The 18,984-nt window shown below is 45.4% G+C and carries 17 protein-coding genes; 10 read left to right on the forward strand and 7 right to left on the reverse strand.

What is annotated here, in order from left to right; translation table 11 throughout:
• Positions 1 to 397 precede the first annotated feature (397 nt).
• The 3 genes from L5M11_RS17625 (at position 398) to L5M11_RS17635 (ending at position 2,315) form a co-directional block, all read left to right on the forward strand.
• Entirely contained in the window at positions 398 to 823 is a 426-nt protein-coding gene (locus L5M11_RS17625; protein WP_006084327.1) for a hypothetical protein, read from the forward strand.
• A gap of 115 nt (positions 824 to 938) precedes the next feature.
• Complete coding sequence (locus L5M11_RS17630) at positions 939 to 1,817, forward strand: neutral zinc metallopeptidase (protein ID WP_263192854.1); 879 nt, start codon at positions 939 to 941, stop codon at positions 1,815 to 1,817.
• Positions 1,818 to 1,868: 51 nt separating this feature from the next.
• Complete coding sequence (locus tag L5M11_RS17635; RefSeq protein WP_263192855.1) at positions 1,869 to 2,315, forward strand: NUDIX hydrolase; 447 nt, start codon at positions 1,869 to 1,871, stop codon at positions 2,313 to 2,315.
• Positions 2,316 to 2,340: 25 nt separating this feature from the next.
• Here L5M11_RS17635 and L5M11_RS17640 read toward each other — a convergent pair whose 3' ends face one another.
• A complete protein-coding gene (locus tag L5M11_RS17640; protein WP_263192856.1) occupies positions 2,341 to 3,540 on the reverse strand; it encodes a class I SAM-dependent methyltransferase in 1,200 nt (399 codons plus the stop codon).
• A 586-nt stretch (positions 3,541 to 4,126) separates the two neighbouring features.
• On the opposite strand from L5M11_RS17640, the gene L5M11_RS17645 reads away from it, so the two are divergent.
• The 3 genes from L5M11_RS17645 to ubiA all read left to right on the forward strand — a co-directional run bounded on the left by L5M11_RS17645 (position 4,127) and on the right by ubiA (position 8,953).
• Positions 4,127 to 5,293 (forward strand): hypothetical protein, encoded by a 1,167-nt coding sequence (locus L5M11_RS17645; protein WP_263143161.1) that lies wholly within the window; start codon positions 4,127 to 4,129, stop codon positions 5,291 to 5,293.
• A gap of 492 nt (positions 5,294 to 5,785) precedes the next feature.
• Positions 5,786 to 7,954 (forward strand): DNA helicase II, encoded by a 2,169-nt coding sequence (gene uvrD, locus L5M11_RS17650; protein ID WP_263163726.1) that lies wholly within the window; start codon positions 5,786 to 5,788, stop codon positions 7,952 to 7,954.
• A gap of 138 nt (positions 7,955 to 8,092) precedes the next feature.
• Positions 8,093 to 8,953, forward strand: a complete 861-nt coding sequence (gene ubiA, locus L5M11_RS17655) for a 4-hydroxybenzoate octaprenyltransferase (protein ID WP_105250362.1) — start codon at positions 8,093 to 8,095, stop codon at positions 8,951 to 8,953.
• A 6-nt stretch (positions 8,954 to 8,959) separates the two neighbouring features.
• Here the strand turns inward: ubiA and torT are convergent, their stop codons facing one another.
• On the reverse strand, positions 8,960 to 10,033 hold the full coding sequence (torT, locus tag L5M11_RS17660; RefSeq protein ID WP_263192858.1) for a TMAO reductase system periplasmic protein TorT: 1,074 nt from the start codon (positions 10,031 to 10,033) through the stop codon (positions 8,960 to 8,962).
• A 332-nt stretch (positions 10,034 to 10,365) separates the two neighbouring features.
• Here torT and L5M11_RS17665 point away from each other — a divergent pair, with 332 nt between their 5' ends.
• The 4 genes from L5M11_RS17665 to L5M11_RS17680 all read left to right on the forward strand — a co-directional run bounded on the left by L5M11_RS17665 (position 10,366) and on the right by L5M11_RS17680 (position 14,392).
• Complete coding sequence (locus L5M11_RS17665) at positions 10,366 to 10,761, forward strand: VOC family protein (RefSeq protein ID WP_131524224.1); 396 nt, start codon at positions 10,366 to 10,368, stop codon at positions 10,759 to 10,761.
• A 34-nt stretch (positions 10,762 to 10,795) separates the two neighbouring features.
• Positions 10,796 to 11,845, forward strand: a complete 1,050-nt coding sequence (locus tag L5M11_RS17670) for an NAD(P)H-dependent flavin oxidoreductase (protein WP_131524225.1) — start codon at positions 10,796 to 10,798, stop codon at positions 11,843 to 11,845.
• Between the two features lie 381 nt (positions 11,846 to 12,226).
• Positions 12,227 to 13,156 carry a hypothetical protein gene (locus L5M11_RS17675; protein WP_263192859.1) on the forward strand — a complete coding sequence of 310 codons (930 nt, stop codon included), beginning with the start codon at positions 12,227 to 12,229 and terminating at the stop codon, positions 13,154 to 13,156.
• Between the two features lie 153 nt (positions 13,157 to 13,309).
• Complete coding sequence (locus L5M11_RS17680; RefSeq protein ID WP_263192861.1) at positions 13,310 to 14,392, forward strand: AI-2E family transporter; 1,083 nt, start codon at positions 13,310 to 13,312, stop codon at positions 14,390 to 14,392.
• 11 nt (positions 14,393 to 14,403) lie between these two features.
• On the opposite strand, the gene L5M11_RS17685 is transcribed toward L5M11_RS17680, so the two are convergent.
• The 5 genes from L5M11_RS17685 to L5M11_RS17705 all read right to left on the reverse strand — a co-directional run bounded on the left by L5M11_RS17685 (position 14,404) and on the right by L5M11_RS17705 (position 18,689).
• Positions 14,404 to 14,691, reverse strand: a complete 288-nt coding sequence (locus tag L5M11_RS17685; protein WP_219250997.1) for a helix-hairpin-helix domain-containing protein — start codon at positions 14,689 to 14,691, stop codon at positions 14,404 to 14,406.
• A gap of 124 nt (positions 14,692 to 14,815) precedes the next feature.
• Entirely contained in the window at positions 14,816 to 15,394 is a 579-nt protein-coding gene (locus tag L5M11_RS17690) for a nucleoside triphosphate pyrophosphohydrolase family protein (RefSeq protein WP_105250355.1), read from the reverse strand.
• A gap of 174 nt (positions 15,395 to 15,568) precedes the next feature.
• Positions 15,569 to 16,153: a TlpA family protein disulfide reductase gene (locus L5M11_RS17695; protein ID WP_263192864.1), complete on the reverse strand. Its 585-nt coding sequence runs from the start codon at positions 16,151 to 16,153 to the stop codon at positions 15,569 to 15,571.
• A 17-nt stretch (positions 16,154 to 16,170) separates the two neighbouring features.
• Positions 16,171 to 16,590, reverse strand: a complete 420-nt coding sequence (locus tag L5M11_RS17700) for a cytochrome c-type biogenesis protein CcmH (RefSeq protein WP_263192866.1) — start codon at positions 16,588 to 16,590, stop codon at positions 16,171 to 16,173.
• Complete coding sequence (locus tag L5M11_RS17705) at positions 16,590 to 18,689, reverse strand: heme lyase CcmF/NrfE family subunit (protein WP_263192867.1); 2,100 nt, start codon at positions 18,687 to 18,689, stop codon at positions 16,590 to 16,592. Before L5M11_RS17705 ends, L5M11_RS17700 begins: the two co-directional genes overlap by 1 nt.
• Between the last annotated feature and the right edge of the window lie 295 nt (positions 18,690 to 18,984).

Raw genomic sequence — 18,984 nt, forward strand, 5'->3', positions numbered from 1 at the left:
ATCATTGAGTGTTGGCCTTAGCGTAATTTATGTCAACATGGGGCCTGAATAAGCTTGATATCACTTAGCAAAAATGTGTGATTGGCAATATGGGCGTTACCTATGAATGAGGTGTGTTATTTGGGTCATTCACTGAGGCGTGCTTGATGGTGAAATTCCCTTTGATTATGCTGCTCTTGTTCTTTACTGTGCTGACATCTGCCTGCACCGAATGAGTCTGTGGTGCAAGAACCTGTGTTGAATCTTATGAGCCTATGCGAGATAAACAGCGCTGTGTTAATGAGGCGGATAAAAGCCGTTATCAGTATGCAAAAGTAAAAGCAGTAGAAGAAAAGCAACGGCTGAAAATGGCCATAGAACAAGCCACTCAAAAATCGTTAATGTAGAAAGGATATCTATGAAAGGTGCGGGCGGAACACAGGGCGGGACGGGACAATTTTTTATGGGTCTTGCCATGATGTGTGGTGGATTTTATTTATTGTTCAATGCAATACAAGTGAGCTCTAGTTTTGGACTGGGCTATGGTTTATATCGAGTAAATGCCTTTGGGCAAGGCATGTCGATCACCACTGGCATGGTGATGCTACCGTTTATTATCGGCATTGTGATGGTGTTTTTTGACGCTAAGAGTAAGTTAGCTTGGCTGCTGAGTTTAGGTTCGCTAACGGCCTTGATTGTAGGGGTTATCAGCTCGATTCAATTCCACTTTAAATCTATGTCGGCCTTTGAACTTATCGTGATCCTCGTTTTGGCCTTTGGTGGTTTAGGATTGTTTTTACGTTCACTGAAAGACGCGCCCACAAGCGATACACAAGCGAAATAATCACTAGACTCTTAATCACTAGGCGCTAGAGTGCAAATACGAAATCAGAGTTGTGCATCTAAGCGACTTTAATAGCGGTTTAATGAAAGTTTTAACTACAGAGTGAAGGAATGCGATGCGCTGGCGTGACACTGACAGAAGCTCCAATATCGAAGACAGACGCGGCCAGCAAATGGCATCTGCGGGTGTGCCGAGTGCCTTGTTACTCAGGTTCTTGCCCTTTTTGCTGAGAACTAAACTTGGCCGCGTGGTGTTGCTCATCGGCGGCATTTATATTGCTTTTCAGTATTTTACCGGTGGTCTGTCACTCGACCCAAATACTCAATCTCATCTTAGCCAAGCTCAATCTAGTTCAACAACAGCGGTACAGGATGAAAATGCCCAGTTTGTGGCGGCCATTTTAGGCACCACAGAAACCGTTTGGGGCCAGTTACTCAAAGGGCAATATCGAGAGCCTAAGTTAGTGCTTTATCGCAATATGACCTCCACTGGCTGCGGTATGGGACAGGCGCAGTCTGGGCCCTTCTATTGCCCTGCCGATAGCAAGGTTTATATCGATCTTAGTTTTCTAGATGAACTTAAAACCTTAGGCGCACCCGGTGACTTTGCCTTTGCCTATGTGATTGCCCACGAGGTAGGCCACCATGTGCAAAATCTGCTGGGCACTAGCACTAAGGTGCGCCAAGCGCAGCAATCTGGCAGTAAAGTGCAGGCTAATCAATTGAGTGTCGCACTCGAATTACAGGCGGATTGTTACGCGGGTATTTGGGGGCATTATGTCAATCAACAACTTAACTTACTTGAAGCAGGCGATTTAGCGGAAGGCATTGCCGCCGCTAGTGCTGTGGGTGACGATCGTCTGCAAAAGATGGCGGGTCGCGCCGTACAGCCCGATGCTTTTACCCATGGCAGTTCGGCGCAGCGGGTGAAATGGTTTAAGACAGGGTTTGATTCGGGTAATCTCGCCAGTTGTAATACTTTTGCGGCGAAGTGATTTTGTGTGATATCTCAAATACGTACCGAACAGAAATGCAAGGATAACTGAGTGGCCTTTAACGATACCTTTAGATTGAGCAGCCACGCGGTTATCACTAATGCGCAGGGACAAGTGCTGTTGCTTAAGGCCAATTATGGTAATTTTGCTTGGGGTTTGCCCGGTGGCGCACTCGAGCCAGGTGAAACGATTCACGAGGCCTTAGTACGTGAATGCCAAGAGGAATTAGGCTTAAGTGTGCAGGTTAACTATTTGAGCGGCGTGTATTATCACAGCGCCTATCAATCCCAAGCCTTTATTTTTCGTTGCGAACTGCTATTGCTTGATGGGCCTGAGGTGGCAAAAGATGGGGCAGACGACGAGCCACTGCCGATCCACTTAAGCCACGAACACTCAGAGTTTGCCTTCCACGATATCGACACCCTTAGCGCGGTTCAGCAGCAAAGAATTAAAGATTGCCTCAATTTCAACGGGGTTGTGGTGAGTGCCAAGTTCTAATGCTTTGCCAGTAAACCGCCGGCCGTTAATCGGCTTGGGTTTGCGTGAGTAAGGTTTCTAAGCAGTGTTCCTTGATACCGTAATAGGCTTTAATGTCAGCAATTTGCGCGAGGATTGCGGCGCTGTCTTTCTGATTATGTTGTGGCTTTTTAACGGCCAAAATCATCTTATTCTTATTGGTATGTTCTAGGCTGATAAATTCAAACACCTTAGTCGCATAACCGTTGGCTTCCAAAAATAGCGCACGTAATGAATCCGTCACCATTTCAGCCTGTTGGCCCATGTGCACCCCATATTGCAGCATAGGTTTAAACAATTCTGGGCTGTGCATCTGCGGTCGAATTTGTTTATGGCAGCAAGGTGAACACATGATGATGTCGGCATTGGCGCGAATACCATAATGAATCGCATAGTCAGTGGCGATATCGCAGGCGTGCAGGGCGATCATCACATCGGTTTGCTTAGGCGCATGGGTTCTCACATCGCCGCAGACAAACGACAATCCTTGATGATCCAGCGTTGCCGCGGTTTCATTACATAAATCGGCCAAGGCTTGGCGTAATTCCACCCCAGTCACCTGCGCATCATTGTGAAGGCTGTGGCGCAGGTAGTCATGGATTGCAAAGGTGAGATAACCTTTACCTGAACCAAAATCGACCACATTGATCGGTTGGTCATTCTTGTGGGGTGAGGCTTCGAGCGCTTGGCTGAAAACCTCAATAAACTTATTGATTTGCTTCCATTTGCGCGACATCGCAGGGATAAGATTATGTTGGCTATCAGTCACCCCGAGCTGAGTCAGGAAGGGACGTTCGATATCCACAAAACGCTTTTTCTCACGGTCATGTTCTAACGGCGCCGCGACGGCTTGTTTAACGTTATGTGTGCTGATTTGTACTTTGCCTTTTTTGCTGATTTCCAGCTGAACGTCTGCCTGCGCCGTGGCTAAGTGCGCGCTCTTAAAATCGCTACCGAGTAACAGTTTTATGCTGGCTAAGCCTTCGTCATAACTCAGGTTTTTAGTGATGTGATTCGTCTGGTGCTGATACACAAACGACAGCACAGGCTCATTTTGCAAACTGATCGGCCGAATCGTAATGCGCTGCAGGCTTTTATCTGCCCCTCGGTACTTACTCAATAATAGTTTTATCAGACTATTCTTCGCCAAGCTGTCAGCCAAAAGCTGGTAAAAATCATCAAAAGAATTAAGCGCTGAATGGGACATGATTGTTTCCGAAAAAGTAACCAAGAAAAACAGGGTGAGTATTCTAACCGCGATCCGCCGCTACCTAAAGTTATTCTCACCGAGAAGGGGGTTTGGGGCAGAGCTCCGCTGCTGATCTATCTGTTGAAATTCGTAATCTTGTGTAGGTTTTTGGCAAGCGGGATTTTGTCCCAACTCTTGTTTGAATTATTTAATCAAAGTCAAAGTCAACGTCAACGTCGTGGGGCTTCACCCCACACCCGACCAAGGAGGACTGCTCGTCCTATCCTCCTTGGATGCTCCATGACGCCCCCAACGGAGTTGAAAGCCCCTTGTGCTCATTGCCAAATTTGCTATCGCTTCCGAAGGATGCGTCCCTGCACCTGCGAAAGCTAGCTCGCCATCCATGGCGAGACTCACGCAATTTGTCTATTCGCCCTGCGGCAACTCCGAGGGGATGGCGTATTCCTTTGATTGTTGAGTTGTCTGTTGGCCACTTAAAGCATTGAAGAGTTGTGGATGTCTTGTTTCACCGTTAAAGTGTTAAACTCATTGGTTATTTAACTAAGCGTGCCGTCATGATGCACTTCATTCCCAAAAGCATAATATGATAACAAGAACCCTATTTTTTATAGCGCTAATTCTATCAACAGCAGTAAACGCTTCAGAGAACTCTCAGACAACATTAAAATCGGCAGACGAACTTGTCACAGTAGAACAACTTTCAATACAGCTTAAAGAGCTTACAGCAAAGCTTGAGGCTGTATCTAAAGATAATACTGAGCTTAAAAATTCTATTATTCCAAATATTGAGGAAGCCAAAAAGCAAGTTACTCAAATTAACCGGAAAAATACAGAGATAGCTCAATATCTTAAAGAACAAAAAGTTAACTATGAATCGCTTGAAAAGAGAGATGTCGATTTACATCTTTTTATGGACTCACCTGACAAACCCGCGTGGATTAATTTTGGGGCGGCGATAGTTAGTATCGTAGGCTCGATTGGACTCTCACTCTATTTTCTTCATCGGACTCTACGAAGAGAAACAGATAAGCAGGTTGAACAAATCGAAATAGATGCAAGTAAGCGTATGGAAGAACATCTCGAACTTCTTAAAACTCAAGAGAAACAACATAATGATTCATTAGAAAGCAAAATTCAACTTGCTAAAAATGAACAGAAAGAACGTCACAAAGTCGTAATTGACGAATTTCGTCAAAAGTGGATTAACACCTTTCGAGATGAAGCTAGTAGTTATGTCAGAGTCGCAATTCAACTACTCTATTTCTATAAAATCGAGAAAGATATGCTTGAGATAGTTAAACATTTGAAAAGTGCTGAAAGACGGTGCGCTGTGTTTCGAGCTAAATTCCGTGAAGAAAATAGCGGATTGCCGCGAATCCTCTCTGAAGAAAACAATAATGATTATAGAGAATTAATGATTTACGAGAGGCAAGCAAGAGAATATTTTGACAGTGTCAAATCCACGTATGCAGAGCTTAAGAAACTTGAATCTGAACTAATTGAAAAGACTGTTAAGATTAGTTTTATGCTTAACCCAGATAAAGATGCAAACAGTTTAAATGATAAAGCTTTTGATAATAAGATTTTAGGATTAGTTACCTTTATAAATAATGCATTTATCTCAGAGGAAAGGGTATATCAAGCTCTTACAAACGAATCTCGTATCAAAGAAAAACTCGCAGAGTTTCAGCGCATCGTACCCTTAATGCTCAAAGCTGAATGGGATCGAGTGCAGAGAAAACAGCAGTAGTAAAAAATGATGAGACTATAAAATTTTCTGTGCAGGAATTAACGAGCCATCTATCTTTAAATTTACAGAGTGTATGCTCGTAAGAAAGGGTTCAGATTACTATCGGGGTTGGTAAGATTAAGCACTGTCATGGAAGTGACCGTTGACGGCATGGATGCCGTCGTCGAGCCCTCAGGGATGAGTTAATGGCGTGTCACTGGAATGACAGTGCTTAATCGCTGAAACAGAATGATGAACACCCTCTCTATGAGTCATTAATACAGCCTTGTATTTGTTCAATTCCTACCCTAAAAACAAAGTTCTGTTACCGAAAAGCTGGATTCCCGCCCACAAGCATTGCGTGAATGACAGTGCTTAATCAATGTAGTTCGACATCAGTGCAAATCAAGGTGCGGCATCATGTCATTCGTCTTGTGGCCCTTGTCTAGTGGATCAAACGCGCAGGCGGGTTTTCTTCTGTTATAATGCCTCCTCGATTTTTTGGAGGCGAGAATGGACGTATCTTCTTTACTAGACGGCCTGAATGATAAGCAGCGCGAGGCTGTCGCGGCACCGCAATCTAGCATGTTAGTGTTGGCGGGCGCGGGCAGTGGTAAAACTCGGGTGTTGACCCACCGCATTGCGTGGCTGATGCAGGTTGAACAGCAGAGTCCTTACTCGATTCTTGCGGTGACGTTTACCAATAAAGCTGCGGCTGAGATGCGCGAGCGAGTTGAAAAAGTCGCTGGCACCAATATGGGCCGCATGTGGATTGGGACTTTCCACGGCTTGGCGCATCGCTTGTTACGCACTCACTTCCAAGATGCGGGTTTACCGCAAAGCTTCCAAATCCTCGATTCAGACGATCAAGTACGTTTGATCAAACGTATTCTTAAAAGCCTGAATTTGGATGAGAAACAATATCCTCCACGCCAAGCTCAGGGTTATATCAATGGTAAAAAAGACCAAGGATTACGTCCTAAACATATCGATGCGGGCGGTTTTCCGCTTGAGCAAAATCTGTTAAAAATCTATCAGGTTTACCAAGAGTCCTGTGACCGCGCGGGTTTAGTCGATTTTGCCGAAATCCTATTACGTGCCCATGAGTTATGGCTCAATAAACCGCACTTGTTGGCCCATTATCAAGACAGATTTAAGCATATTTTGGTGGACGAGTTCCAAGATACCAACGCGATCCAATATGCGTGGATCCGTGTGCTTGCTGGTCAAACTGCCAATGTGATGATAGTCGGTGATGACGACCAATCGATTTACGGTTGGCGTGGTGCTCAGGTTGAAAACCTACATAGATTCTTAAAAGATTTTCCGACGGCGACCACGATTCGCCTCGAACAAAACTATCGCTCTAAGGGCAATATTCTTAAAGCGTCCAACGCCTTAATCGCCAATAACCCAGAGCGTATGGGTAAAGAGTTGTGGACGGATGAAGCCGATGGCGATCCGATTTCGCTTTATTGCGCCTTTAATGAAATGGACGAGGCGCGCTTTATAGTCGGTCGAATTAATGATTGGCACGAAAAGGGCGGCAACCTCAGTGATTGTGCGATTTTATATCGTTCTAACGCTCAATCGCGGGTATTGGAAGAAGCCTTATTACACAAAGGCTTAGCCTATCGCATTTACGGCGGTTTACGCTTCTTCGAACGCCAAGAAATTAAAGATGCCATGGGTTACCTGCGGCTGATTAATAACAAAGACGACGATGCGGCGTTTGAGCGTGTAGTTAACACGCCGCCCCGTGGCATTGGCGATCGCACTTTGGATATTTTGCGCTCCACGGCGCGCCAGCATGAATTAACCCTGTGGCAGGCGAGTGTGCGTTTGCTCGACGAGAAAGTGCTTGCGGGCCGCGCGGCAAATTCTGTGCGTGGTTTCATGGACTTAATCATGACACTGCGTGAAGACACTCAAGATATGGTGCTGTATCGCATGGCCGATACTGTGATCCAAGCCTCGGGCCTTAAGGCTATGTATGAAGCCGAAAAGGGTGAAAAAGCCCACGCTAGAATCGAAAACTTAGAAGAACTCGTCACGGCGGCGCGTACTTTTGAGCTGCCAGAAGAGCTGGAGGATATGGGAGAACTTAACGGTTTCCTATCCCACGCGGCGCTCGAAGCAGGCGAAGGCCAAGCCGATGCCTTTACCGATGCGGTGCAGCTAATGACGCTGCATTCTGCCAAAGGGTTAGAGTTCACTATGGTGTTCATGGCGGGTGTCGAAGAAGGGATCTTCCCGAGTAAAATGGCGCTCGAAGAGGGCGATAGACTCGATGAAGAACGCCGTCTCTGCTATGTGGGCATGACCCGTGCCATGGAAAAACTCTACATAACCTATGCGGAATCGCGGCGCATTTATGGCCGCGAAGATTACGCTCGGCCGTCGCGTTTTATCAAAGAGATCCCGCCGCAATATGTGGATGAAATCCGTCTTAAGGCGCAGGTTTCAACGCCGATGGCGAATAATCGTTTTAGCGCCCCAAAATCGGCTGCGACAAACGATACAGGCTTTAACGTCGGCCAACGAGTCAATCACCCTAAATTTGGTGAAGGTAAAGTGACCAACTTTGAGGGCAGCGGTGCCCAAGGGCGAGTACAAGTGAGCTTTACTGACTTTGGCAGCAAGTGGTTAGTGGTGGCTTACGCTCGGTTAGAGGCGCTTTAATACCAGCCCTGAACGCGATGAATGTCAGCTTTTTATGACACGCTTTCAGGGCGTAAATTCGCATCGGGAGAAGCATGGGTATATGATGCTAATCCTGAAACCGAGTGGAAACTTGAGGGTATTGGGAGTACCTAGTTAATGAATTTAAAGCAGAAGTGGGATGTGTATTCCCGTCTTACTCGAATCGACCGTCCCATAGGTACGCTATTGCTGATGTGGCCATGCTTGATGGCGCTGATGTTAGCGGCGGGTGGTATGCCCGATCTTAAGGTATTGATCATCTTTATTATTGGCGTGGTAATCATGCGTGCCTGTGGCTGCATTATTAACGACTATGCCGATCGCGATCTCGACTCTTTTGTGGAACGCACTAAATCTCGGCCGCTGGCCAGTGGCGAAATCAGCACTAAAGAAGCCTTGATACTGTTCGTCATTTTAGGTTTATCTGCTTTTGGTTTGGTCTTATTACTCAATGGATTAGTGGTTAAATTATCCGTTGTTGGTATTATCCTCACTATCATTTATCCCTTCACTAAACGCATCACCAATATGCCGCAGATGTTTCTAGGCGTGGTGTGGAGTTGGTCTATCCCTATGGCTTACGCCGCGCAGACGGGTGAAGTACCCATCGAGGCTTGGTGGTTATTTGCGGCCAATTGGTTTTGGACTGTCGCCTACGATACCATGTATGCCATGGTCGATAGGGATGATGATTTAAAGGTGGGCATTAAATCTACTGCAATTTTGTTCGGTAAATATGACCGCCAAATCATAGGTTTATTTCAGCTTGCTGCGCTGGCTTGTTTTATCGCCGCCGGTTGGAGCGCCGATCGTGGTTTACTCTATGGCCTAGGTTTACTGACTTTTGTCGGTTTTAGTACTTACCAGCAAATGCTGATCTTTGATCGCGAACGAGCCCCTTGTTTTAAAGCGTTTCTCAATAACAATTGGGCAGGACTCGCATTATTTGTTGGGCTGGGCGCCGATTATTTAGTTTAGTGAACATCATTTTGGCTGAGGAAGATCCTGATGGATCATCCACTGATTCTGTGGCGCTAATATTTGTTCTAAATCAATCTGGTGGATGTTGTCTTGGGAGATGACCTTGATAACTGGGCTCACTCTGTGGGGATAAGGCGCACCTTCGAGTGCGCGTATTGCGAGATCGATGGCAATTCGAGCCTGCAATACTGGCGAGTCGCTGACCGTCGCGAGTAACTGTTTTTTCTGCACTAATTCTATGGTCTGTGCATTCGAGTAGAATGCGATGACTATTCCCGTTTTATTCCTACGTCCGTCTAAATAGCGCGCCGCGAAAGTGGCGGCAACTGCATTGGCGATCACATAATCTACACTTTGTTTAGTAAGCACTTTTCGCACTAAATCAGCTTGAATAAATAACTCCGTAGTGCCAAACCCTCCTTCAATTGTGTCGAACTCTTGTTTGGTTGCCGCCCGCCTAAATCCTTGTTCCGCCGCCATAACCCAAGAAGCGTCCTTAGGCCCTGGAAACCAAGCAACTTTAAGTTTCGCAGGCGCTTTATCGACAGGGTCTCGTTGCTGCGATGCAATATACTCAATCGCTGCCGCAGACATATCTTCAAAGCTGACTAAGGAGCGACTCGTGAGTTTGTCGGTCGCGATACCATTCACTAAATCAATAACAGGAATGCCCGCAGCAGAGAGTTGTTCGATATCCGCAATCAGTCCATCAGCCGTATTCGCAGCAATAATATAGGCTTGAGCTTTGAGGGCTTGGCAATCATAGAGTTGTTGTTTTTGTTGCTCAATATTGTCATATCCTCCAGCATCATAAATGCCGAGAGTTACACCTTGGCGTTCGGATTCCTGCGATAACCCAAAGGCGACGCCCCACCAATATTGGTCTTTACCATGGGGAAGTAAGGCACAGATCCGCCATGGTTTATTGGCTTGAGTAAGTGGTGTGTATGCCGTTTTTTTGCCATCAGCAATCACATCGGCGGGATACCAAGTTGCCTGCACTGCAAAGGCGAAAATATAGAGGATTAAGGTGAGGCAAATCCTGAGGGAGTAAGCGAAGAATGCAGTAAAGTGCATAGGATCATCATGTTAAGTTAACAATAGATTAAGCATAGATGAATGATCCATAGTTGCTAAGTCGATGCTAAATAAAGCTGATTTATTCTTAATAACCAGTGCCATGAAGTGTTATGGCACTTTTATGATGGGCTGCAGAGTGGTTGAAATTGTAGGGGCGTATTACATTAGCAGGCTTTACGCTTTGACTTGTTCACTGAATGCTTAAGTTTACATTTCACGCTTAAGGCTTAATTGCCACAGCTGGTTTTTGCCATAGTGCTTAGTCTATAGTCATTGGCTTATAGTGGTTTTTTAGGATCAATTTCATGCTTAGGTAACAAGGAATCGTTATGTTTATTCCGTCAGGATTTGCACGGGTTAGTCCGTATATGATGATCGCTGATGCCGATAGTTTAGTGGTTTTTTTACAGCAAGCCTTTGATGCTAAAGCGCTACATATTTCCCGTCGGGCTGATGGCAAAATAGCTAATGCACAGATGCAAATCGGCGACTGTTTATTTATGTTGAGTGAGGCGAGTGAAGCTTTTACGCCTATGCCCGCATCCTATTATTTATATGTGGAAAATGCCGATAAAACGGTGGCTCAGGCACTCGCCGCTGCGGGTGAGTTAGTGATGGAAGTGGCGAATATGCCCTATGGCGATCGCCAAGGTGGAGTGCGGGATCCCGTGGGCAATCTGTGGTGGATCTCCCAGCGTTTAGCCGCAGGGCCATATCAGGATTGAGCATCAAGTGATAACAAGTCAAAGGAGGTGATGTATGCCGTGCCAGTTAACCCGATTATTTGGAATCGAATTACCAATTATTCAAGCGCCGATGGCGGGTGTTCAGGGCAGTGCCTTAGCGATAGCTGTGTCGCAAGTGGGGGCGTTGGGATCTTTGCCCTGCGCCATGTTATCCCTCGAAGCCTTAGATACCGCCTTGACACATATTCGCACCCAGACGACTAAGCCCATCAATGTAAACTTCTTTTGTTATCACGAACCTGAACCGCAAGCAGCGAAACAAGCCGCATGGCTTAATCAACTCGCGCCTTATTTTTCTGAGTTGGGTGTCAATCCTGATAGCCAAACCGTGGGGGCACAACGCGCGCCATATACCAGCACCCAGGCTGCAGTGTTAGCTAAATTTAAACCTGAGGTGGTGAGTTTTCATTTTGGCTTACCGAATGAAGATTTGTTGCTGGAGATAAAGTCTTGGGGTTCAAAAATCATTTCGACAGCGACAACTGTAGAAGAAGCCCTATGGCTTGAAGCGCGTGGTGCGGATGCCATTATTGCGCAGGGTTTAGAGGCCGGAGGTCACAGGGGGCATTTTTTATCCGATGATTTAACCAAGCAGTTAGGCACTTTTAGTCTATTGCCGCAAATCATTGCCGCCGTTGATATTCCTGTTATTGCAGCGGGTGGCATAGTCGATGCAAAGACAGTGCGCTCTGCTATGGCGATGGGCGCTTCGGCGGTGCAAGTGGGGACTGCATACTTACTCTGTCCCGAATGTACCACCAGTGATATTCACCGTGCCGCCCTGCAAAGTGAGGCCGCGCAGCATACGGCTCTGACTAACTTATTCACTGGTCGACCCGCCCGTGGAATTATGAATCGTTTTATGGCAGAGCTTGGCCCCATCAATAATACCGCACCGGATTTTCCGCTCGCCTCAAGCGCCGTCGCAGTATTGCGAAGCGCCGCTGAACAACAAGGATTTGGTGATTTTAGCCCACTTTGGTGTGGCCAAAATGCAACAGGCTGTCAGGCGATTCCCGCCGCAGAGCTGACGAGGCAATTGGCGTTAGGTTTGATGGTTTAATGCTCAGTTTGAGCGTTTTTAAGCCAGCATTGTATTCATGGTTTTATCCATTATGTTATTGATAAGCCAAGCTAATTTTTTGGGTTTTCACTATCGCATAGGCTTGGCTAGATCAACTGACAAGGATGTTAAATGCTAAAAATTCGACTAAGACGCCCAGCTAAATATCGAATTTATTTTCTCATTTTGATGATTATTGTGTATTGGCTTGGGTTTAATTTACTGCCAGAATAGTTAACGCAAACAAGTGAGCAGTTGTCCTTGGCACTCGTCAGTGCGCTATATTTTGTGTTGTTACCTCTGCTCTATTGGTATTGGATTATCAAAATTGGTGCGCAAAAAAACTGGAGAATATTGGTTATTCTAAGTTTGAGCAGCCTCATGGCTCGCCTTAGCTACCCTCCTCAAATAGCAGAGTATTTCGAGTTTGTCGCTTGGCTGCGTTTCCCTATTATAGCGATATTGTTGCTCATCGAATTGTACTTGATGGTGAGTATTATTAAGGGATTGTGGCAGGCGAGGAAGGCTTCAGGCGATCCAAGATTAGCGATCATTGCTCAGTATGCTGAAACAGTGGAGCAAGAGAAGGGGGATGAGGCGAATGAACTTAGAACACTTAACATTAAGGGTGCAGCAAACACTGATTTTCCAAAGAATCAAATGCTTGACGATAAAAAGCTGACCTTAGGTTTAATACTCGCCACTGAACCCGCGAGCTGGTATTACGCTATTCCTTATTTTTCCCGTCGCCACCCTTTATCCATCACTCAGCTTAAGTTGCTCAGTGCCCAGCCTTGGCATGCATTAGTCATCATAATGTGTTTAATCGCTGCTGCCACTGTGAGTTACACACTAGTCGATAATATGAGTCATATTGCTGCCGTATTCGTTTCTGGTTTGATCTTGTATTCAGTGGTATTAATTGCTGCCAATTACCGTATCAGTCGTTATTACTCCCTGTATCAAAGGGAAGGTAAGCTCATTATCAATAATGGTCTCTGGGGTTTTATGTCGATCGATTTAACCCAGATAAGTGAACTGAAATTGGGAACATTTTTGACTCATGTACAGCCACAGCAAATGGGGGGGAAATCGGTAGGTGATTCAACTGCAATCAATGCAACAGAAATATTGACGATAGGCCGCGGTGATACCGCGAATGTGCAGCTGATTTTTAAGCGGCCCCAAACTTATTATGGCGGCATGGGACAATTGCCTGAGCCGTTAACTGTGATCAATTTAGTAGTGGATGAACCCCAAGTGTTAGCTGATGCATTGGGCATACTCCAAAATTACAAAAAAGTTTCTTAGAATAGATTTATAACCATGAAATCATATGCTAATTAGATGATTTATCGACCAATCTGAGTTAGTCTGCTTAGCGTTTATAAGAGTGTATTTGCGCGCTCAATGTGGCGTATAGCCTATTGTTTATTCATCTAAGTTTTTGGGAGCCGTACCACTATGACGCCGATTTTCAGTAATGCCGCTATTGGCCGTAGTTTGTTGGTTTTGCTCTTGTGTGCTGGCGTATTCTTTTTTATCGATTTTTTAGTGCCCGCCTTAGCTGCATTGATTGTGTGTTTTTCAAGTTGGCCTCTCTATCAAAAACTATTGGTAAAATGCGGTGGTCGCTCGGCGTTGGCAGCAACCATTGCCCTATGTTGTATTGTGCTCGGGCTGATTATTCCGCTGGTGTTTGTATTTTCCTATGCGTTACAAGAGATTAGAACTTGGGTTGATTGGTTGGTGTTTACTAACCAACACGGTTCGCCCGTGCCCTTGTGGATCAAAGATTTACCTTGGATGGGTGAATGGTTAACCCTGCAATGGCAGCAGTTTATTGGTGAACCCCATGAATTAGGCCAAATTATCAGTGCCATTAGTGGCCAGAATTTGAGTGGCATTTCCCGTTGGGTGCTGCAATTGGGTTGGAATACTTTAGGGTTGTTATTGACCTTACTTTTTATGCTGATCACTTTGTTTTTCCTGTATAAAGATGGTCCGCAAGTGGCTAAACAGTTGGATATCGTGGGTGAGCGAGTGCTGCCTGCTCGCTGGCATAGTTTTTCCCGTGTGGTGCCTGCAACAGTCAGTTCTACCGTGATAGGTATGACGCTTATCGCAATTGGTGAGGGCATAGTGCTGGGGATTGCCTATTGGATTGCGGGAGTACCTTCGGCCGTGGCTTTTGGGGTGTTAACCGCCTTTATGGCCTTGGTTCCCGGCGGCGCGCCAACCATGTTTACCTTGATTTCACTCTACCTTGTCGGCACTGGCGATATGACGGCGGGGGTCGGCTTGTTTCTTTGGGGCAGCATAGAGTTGTTTATTGTCGATAAAACCTTAAGGCCTAATCTTGTCGGTGGGCCGATTAAATTGCCTTTCTTACCGACTTTTTTCGGTTTGATCGGCGGCGTAAAAACCATGGGTTTTGTCGGTTTGTTTGTTGGTCCAGTATTGATGGCCCTGCTGGTGGCCATTTGGCGTGAGTGGTTAAGGGAAGAGCCCGAAACGATACCATTGGATAAACAGGCAGATAGATAGTCGCTAAAGCTTCATTTCTCTAAGGTATTTTTGCGCTCATCGGTGTAAAACCACCAGGGTTTAGGATCTTCACCTGCCATAAAACGGGTGATGGAGATAAACACATCGAGCATACAGGGGTCGTGTCTCTGGCCCGTTTTGTCGCACAGCGTTTGATACAGCTCGTAGGGGTTTCTATCTAACAGCTGCTCAGGCTTATCTATGCCGAGCAAACGTAAATCCGCCGCACAGGCTTTGCCAATATTGGGTAAATCAGTCAATTGCTTAACCTCGGCACGCATGACTTTTGCTGGATTCATACGGATTGCCTCGTTAAAACACACGCTGAAAAGTCATTACTGCTGGATAATCGCTTAGGCGAGATAATTGCCTTGGCGAAATAAGAGCCTGCAAATAACAGGCTCTTAAAAAAAGCTATAAAATCTAGGCTTTAACCAGTGTAGTCAGATCCGCTGGGCGGTAGTAAACCGATTTTAGTACCTTGCCTTGGCGAACCACTTTACCTGCCATTTCCACATCTTTAGCACATTTGGCTATGATGAAATCACCTTGCTGACTACCGACAATTTCAACACCTTGCTTGGCATAGAAGGCAATGGTCTCGGCCAGTTCTTGCTCGTTACGGCACACTTTACTCATATTGCTCGAGTGGACTTCATCCCAGCAGCTAATAAAGTCGATTTCACGGTTTTGAGCCACGCAAAGCAACAAGTCAATCAGGTAACTGATTTCGAGTCTGTCCGTCATTGCTTGCGCGCCTAAGTGCACTAGACGGCCCATTAACACGTATACAGAATCGACTATGGCATCGGCCTGTTCGATACGGCTATCGGCTTCTGCAAGTTCAGTTAACTCCTCAATAATCAGTGAAGTATGTAAGGTATCGGCCTTGTCATCTAAAGAATCAACATCATTAACGGGCAAGTCGAAGGTGCTACGAAACTCACTGATATCACGATATAAGTGGTCATAAATAGGTTGAGTTAAGCGGGTGAGTTTCATCTGATTTGCCTTGAAATAAAGAGTTTGGCGGCAATTTTAAAGAAATGCGTCGCAGAATACAAAGATGGGGCAGAGATAAAAATACCCGCAGCCAAATAGGCGGCAGCGGGTTTCGGCAAATTTTGGCGGATGACCGAATGGAGAAATATATTGTGAGCCTGTGTTACTTGGTGATTATTGGCCGTATTTTGCAATCAGTTGATCAAGATAAGGGCCAACGTCTTTATCAGCCCAATCGAGATATCCCCGCACAAAACCGACAAGATTACCTTTAGCATCAAAAATATAACTGGCGGGTACGACATTCGCGGGAATGATTTGTTCTATGTTTTGCTCCGGGTCAAGCCAAGTGGCATAGCCGCTAAAGCCATGTTGGTTAAGAAAAGGGCGTACATCTTTAGATTCTTCATCGATAGAGATTGGAATGATGGCGATATTCTTCCCTTGATACTGCTGCTTAAGCTTTTGGAGTTCTGGAATTTCCCTTAAACAGGGTGCACACCAGGTTGCCCAAAGATTGACTAAAACCAATTTTCCTTGGTGCTGTTTTAGGGTTTGGGTTTGTCCTGATTCATCAATAAAGGGAACTTCTGGTACGCCGCGTGCGTGCTGCATTTCTATAAAACCAGTCATCACAAGGGGCTTAGGGAGGGGCTCTCCTGTACTGTAGAGTTTATTGTCTAGTGAGTGGGCTGAGCTGCTATTAGAAAACAGACCCAAACACGCGAGTAGAACAAAGGGAAAATAGTGTAATTTCATCTGGTTATCCTTTACTTTTAAATAGTCGTTTGTGTTTTTCTACGGGTTACCAATGCGAGACACAACCCAACACCAAGCACTAATAACAGCAGTGGCCCAAACCAAAGTGCGAAGGTGGAGGTATTAAATTCAGGTTGATAACGGATTTTTTGACCATAGCGTTGCACCATAAAATCGATAATCTCATCTTGGCTTTGCCCCTGTTCCAGCATCGAGAATATTTGTGCTTTGAGCTCGTGGGCGATTGGCGCCTGTGATTCAAATAGGCTTTGATTCGTCGCCATAGGGCAACGCAGCACTTTACTGATATCTATTGCCTGTTGCTGGTAGGAAAGGCTTGATATGGGCTGAGCTTGCGCTACGGATAAGCATGGGATCCCTATCCCACATAAGGTGATAGGGAGCAGTAAGACTAAAAAGCGCAATATTGGATTCATTAGGCAAGTGTCTCCTGTGGTTTGTGATGGGATAGGTTACCTAAGGTTGTTAAATCAGCTTGGTAGCTAAAATGGCGAGTAGGCCAAGCGGCAATCGCCCCACCTAGCATCATTAATAGCGCACCAAGCCAGATCCAACTCGCAAGGGGTTTATAGCTGATACGGATAAGGTATTCGCTGTCACTTAATTGCAGCCCCATAGACACATAAATATCCCGCCAGAATCCATGTTCGATACCCGCGTGGGACATTTCCATCCCATTGCTTTTAAAGGTTTGGCGTTGCGGCCTAACGTAACCGAGGATCACTTCATCATTCGCACCATCGCGGATACTGATATTGGCTTGGATTGCCGTAAAGCTGTTGGTTTCGACATTCTCAGTGCTTTCATACACTAAGATATAACCCGCCAACGGTTTACCTTGGCCAGGGCCCATTCTGAGGAGGGCTTCCTGTTCAAAAAAGGAGATGGATGTTGCACCAATAATAGTGATAGCCACCCCAAAGTGGGCGAATAGCATGGCTATAAACCCTTGTTTTGATGTTTTAACGGGAGGATTTAAGCCGTGCTCATTGCGGTTTTGGGTTAATTGACGGGCATATATTCGTCTACCTAATCCTGAGGCTGCCAATATCGTGAGCAATAAACACACCAGCAACCAAAGTGCTGCGGCAGTGCCAAGGAGTAAAAATAAGCTACTGCCCGAGGCGGCCTGTAAGCTTACCCAGCCAGCGACGGCTAATATCACTAGGCTAGGAATGAGCAGGGAAGTAATACGAGTCTTTGAGGCATTTTGCCATTGCGCTATTTGCCATTGCACTAAGGGCGCAATGCCCATTAAAAGGACAAGCAAGAAAGTGAGGGGGACAAATATAGCGTTGAAATAAGGGGCACCCACTGAAAGTGTACCTAAATCGAGTAGCTCATAGATCAAAGGGTAAAATGTACCGAGTAATACGGAAAACGCTGCTACGACTAAGATAACGATCCCGAGCAGTAACAGCGTTTCCTTACTGAAAAGCGCGAAAGTCACATCCGCTTTTAAATGGTGGGCTTTGAGTGCAAAAATGAGTAACGCAGCCCCAACAAAAATCACTAATAAGCAGAGGATTGACATACCACGGGTCGGATCGGCAGCAAAGGCATGTACCGATTGCACTATGCCGGAACGCACCAAAAAGCTGCCGAGTAAACTGAGTGAGAATGCCAATAAGCACAGCAGTAAAGTCGTGAGTTTAAAGCCATGAGTACGTTGAGTGAGAATGAGGGAATGTACTAATGCTGTTGCCACAAGCCAAGGAATAAAGGAGGCGTTTTCTACCGGATCCCAAAACCACCAACCACCCCAACCCAGTTCGTTATAGGCCCACCAAGATCCAAAGGCATTGCCGCCCGTTAGAAACACCCACGCTAATAATACCCAAGGTCGTAAATAGTTAATTTGACGAGTATTAAAACCACCACCGAGCAGTGATGCTAACGCTGCGGCAAAGCAAACTGTGAGGCCAACATAACCAAGAAAGAGCATGGGCGGATGCAGTATGAGTCCTATGTCTTGCAAAATGGGGTTAAGATCTCGCCCTTCAATCGGAATGTTAGGTAATAAGCGGGCAAAGGGATTAGAGGTAAAGAGTAAAAATAAGTTAAAACCAAGGATTACTAATGCCAAAATGGCCAACAGCCTCGCAAAATACAGGGCGTCTTGGTATTTATCGCTGGCCTTATCTTGAGTGCAATCCGCCATTTTTATGCGATAACTGATGATCGCGCCCCAAAGTGCAATCGCAAATATCCAAAACAGCATTGACCCTTCGTGGCTGCCCCAAACGGCGGCCACTTTATAACCCAAGGCTAATTGGCTATTCGAGTGGTTTGCGACATAAGCAACAGAAAAATCATCAGTCATAAAGCAATAAATTAAGCAAAGAAGTGAAACAAATACTGAGGTAAATATGGCTCTAAAGAGTATCGGGCTTAATCCCACTAGATAGGCATTATTCTGCTTAACACCGATTAAAGGTAGTGCTGCAGAAAATAATGCCAATACGCTACTGATGATCAGTAATATATGTCCAATTTCTGGAAGCATAGTTGTCATTTATTATGCCTTAGAATAATGTGGTCGCGGTAATATGGTGTTAACAGTTAACTATTTTACCTATGTGGTTTTAACTGGCTGAATTTTTATTCGATTCGCTCAAAAACTTGAATTATTTTATTGTGATTTTAAATGTACATATAATTTTTTTCGTAGTAAAAGTCAGTTTAATCACAAGATTTAATCACTGTTGATTTTAAGATTAGTCGAGTTTTGCATTTAATAATGTGATCTTATCCGTTATTAAATTATTCCTTTTTACTCTTGATGTTTTTTGAAAAGTAAAATGCATTTT

Source organism: Shewanella sp. SM87, assembly GCF_025653705.1.
In the GTDB taxonomy this organism is placed as follows: Bacteria; Pseudomonadota; Gammaproteobacteria; order Enterobacterales; family Shewanellaceae; genus Shewanella; species Shewanella oncorhynchi.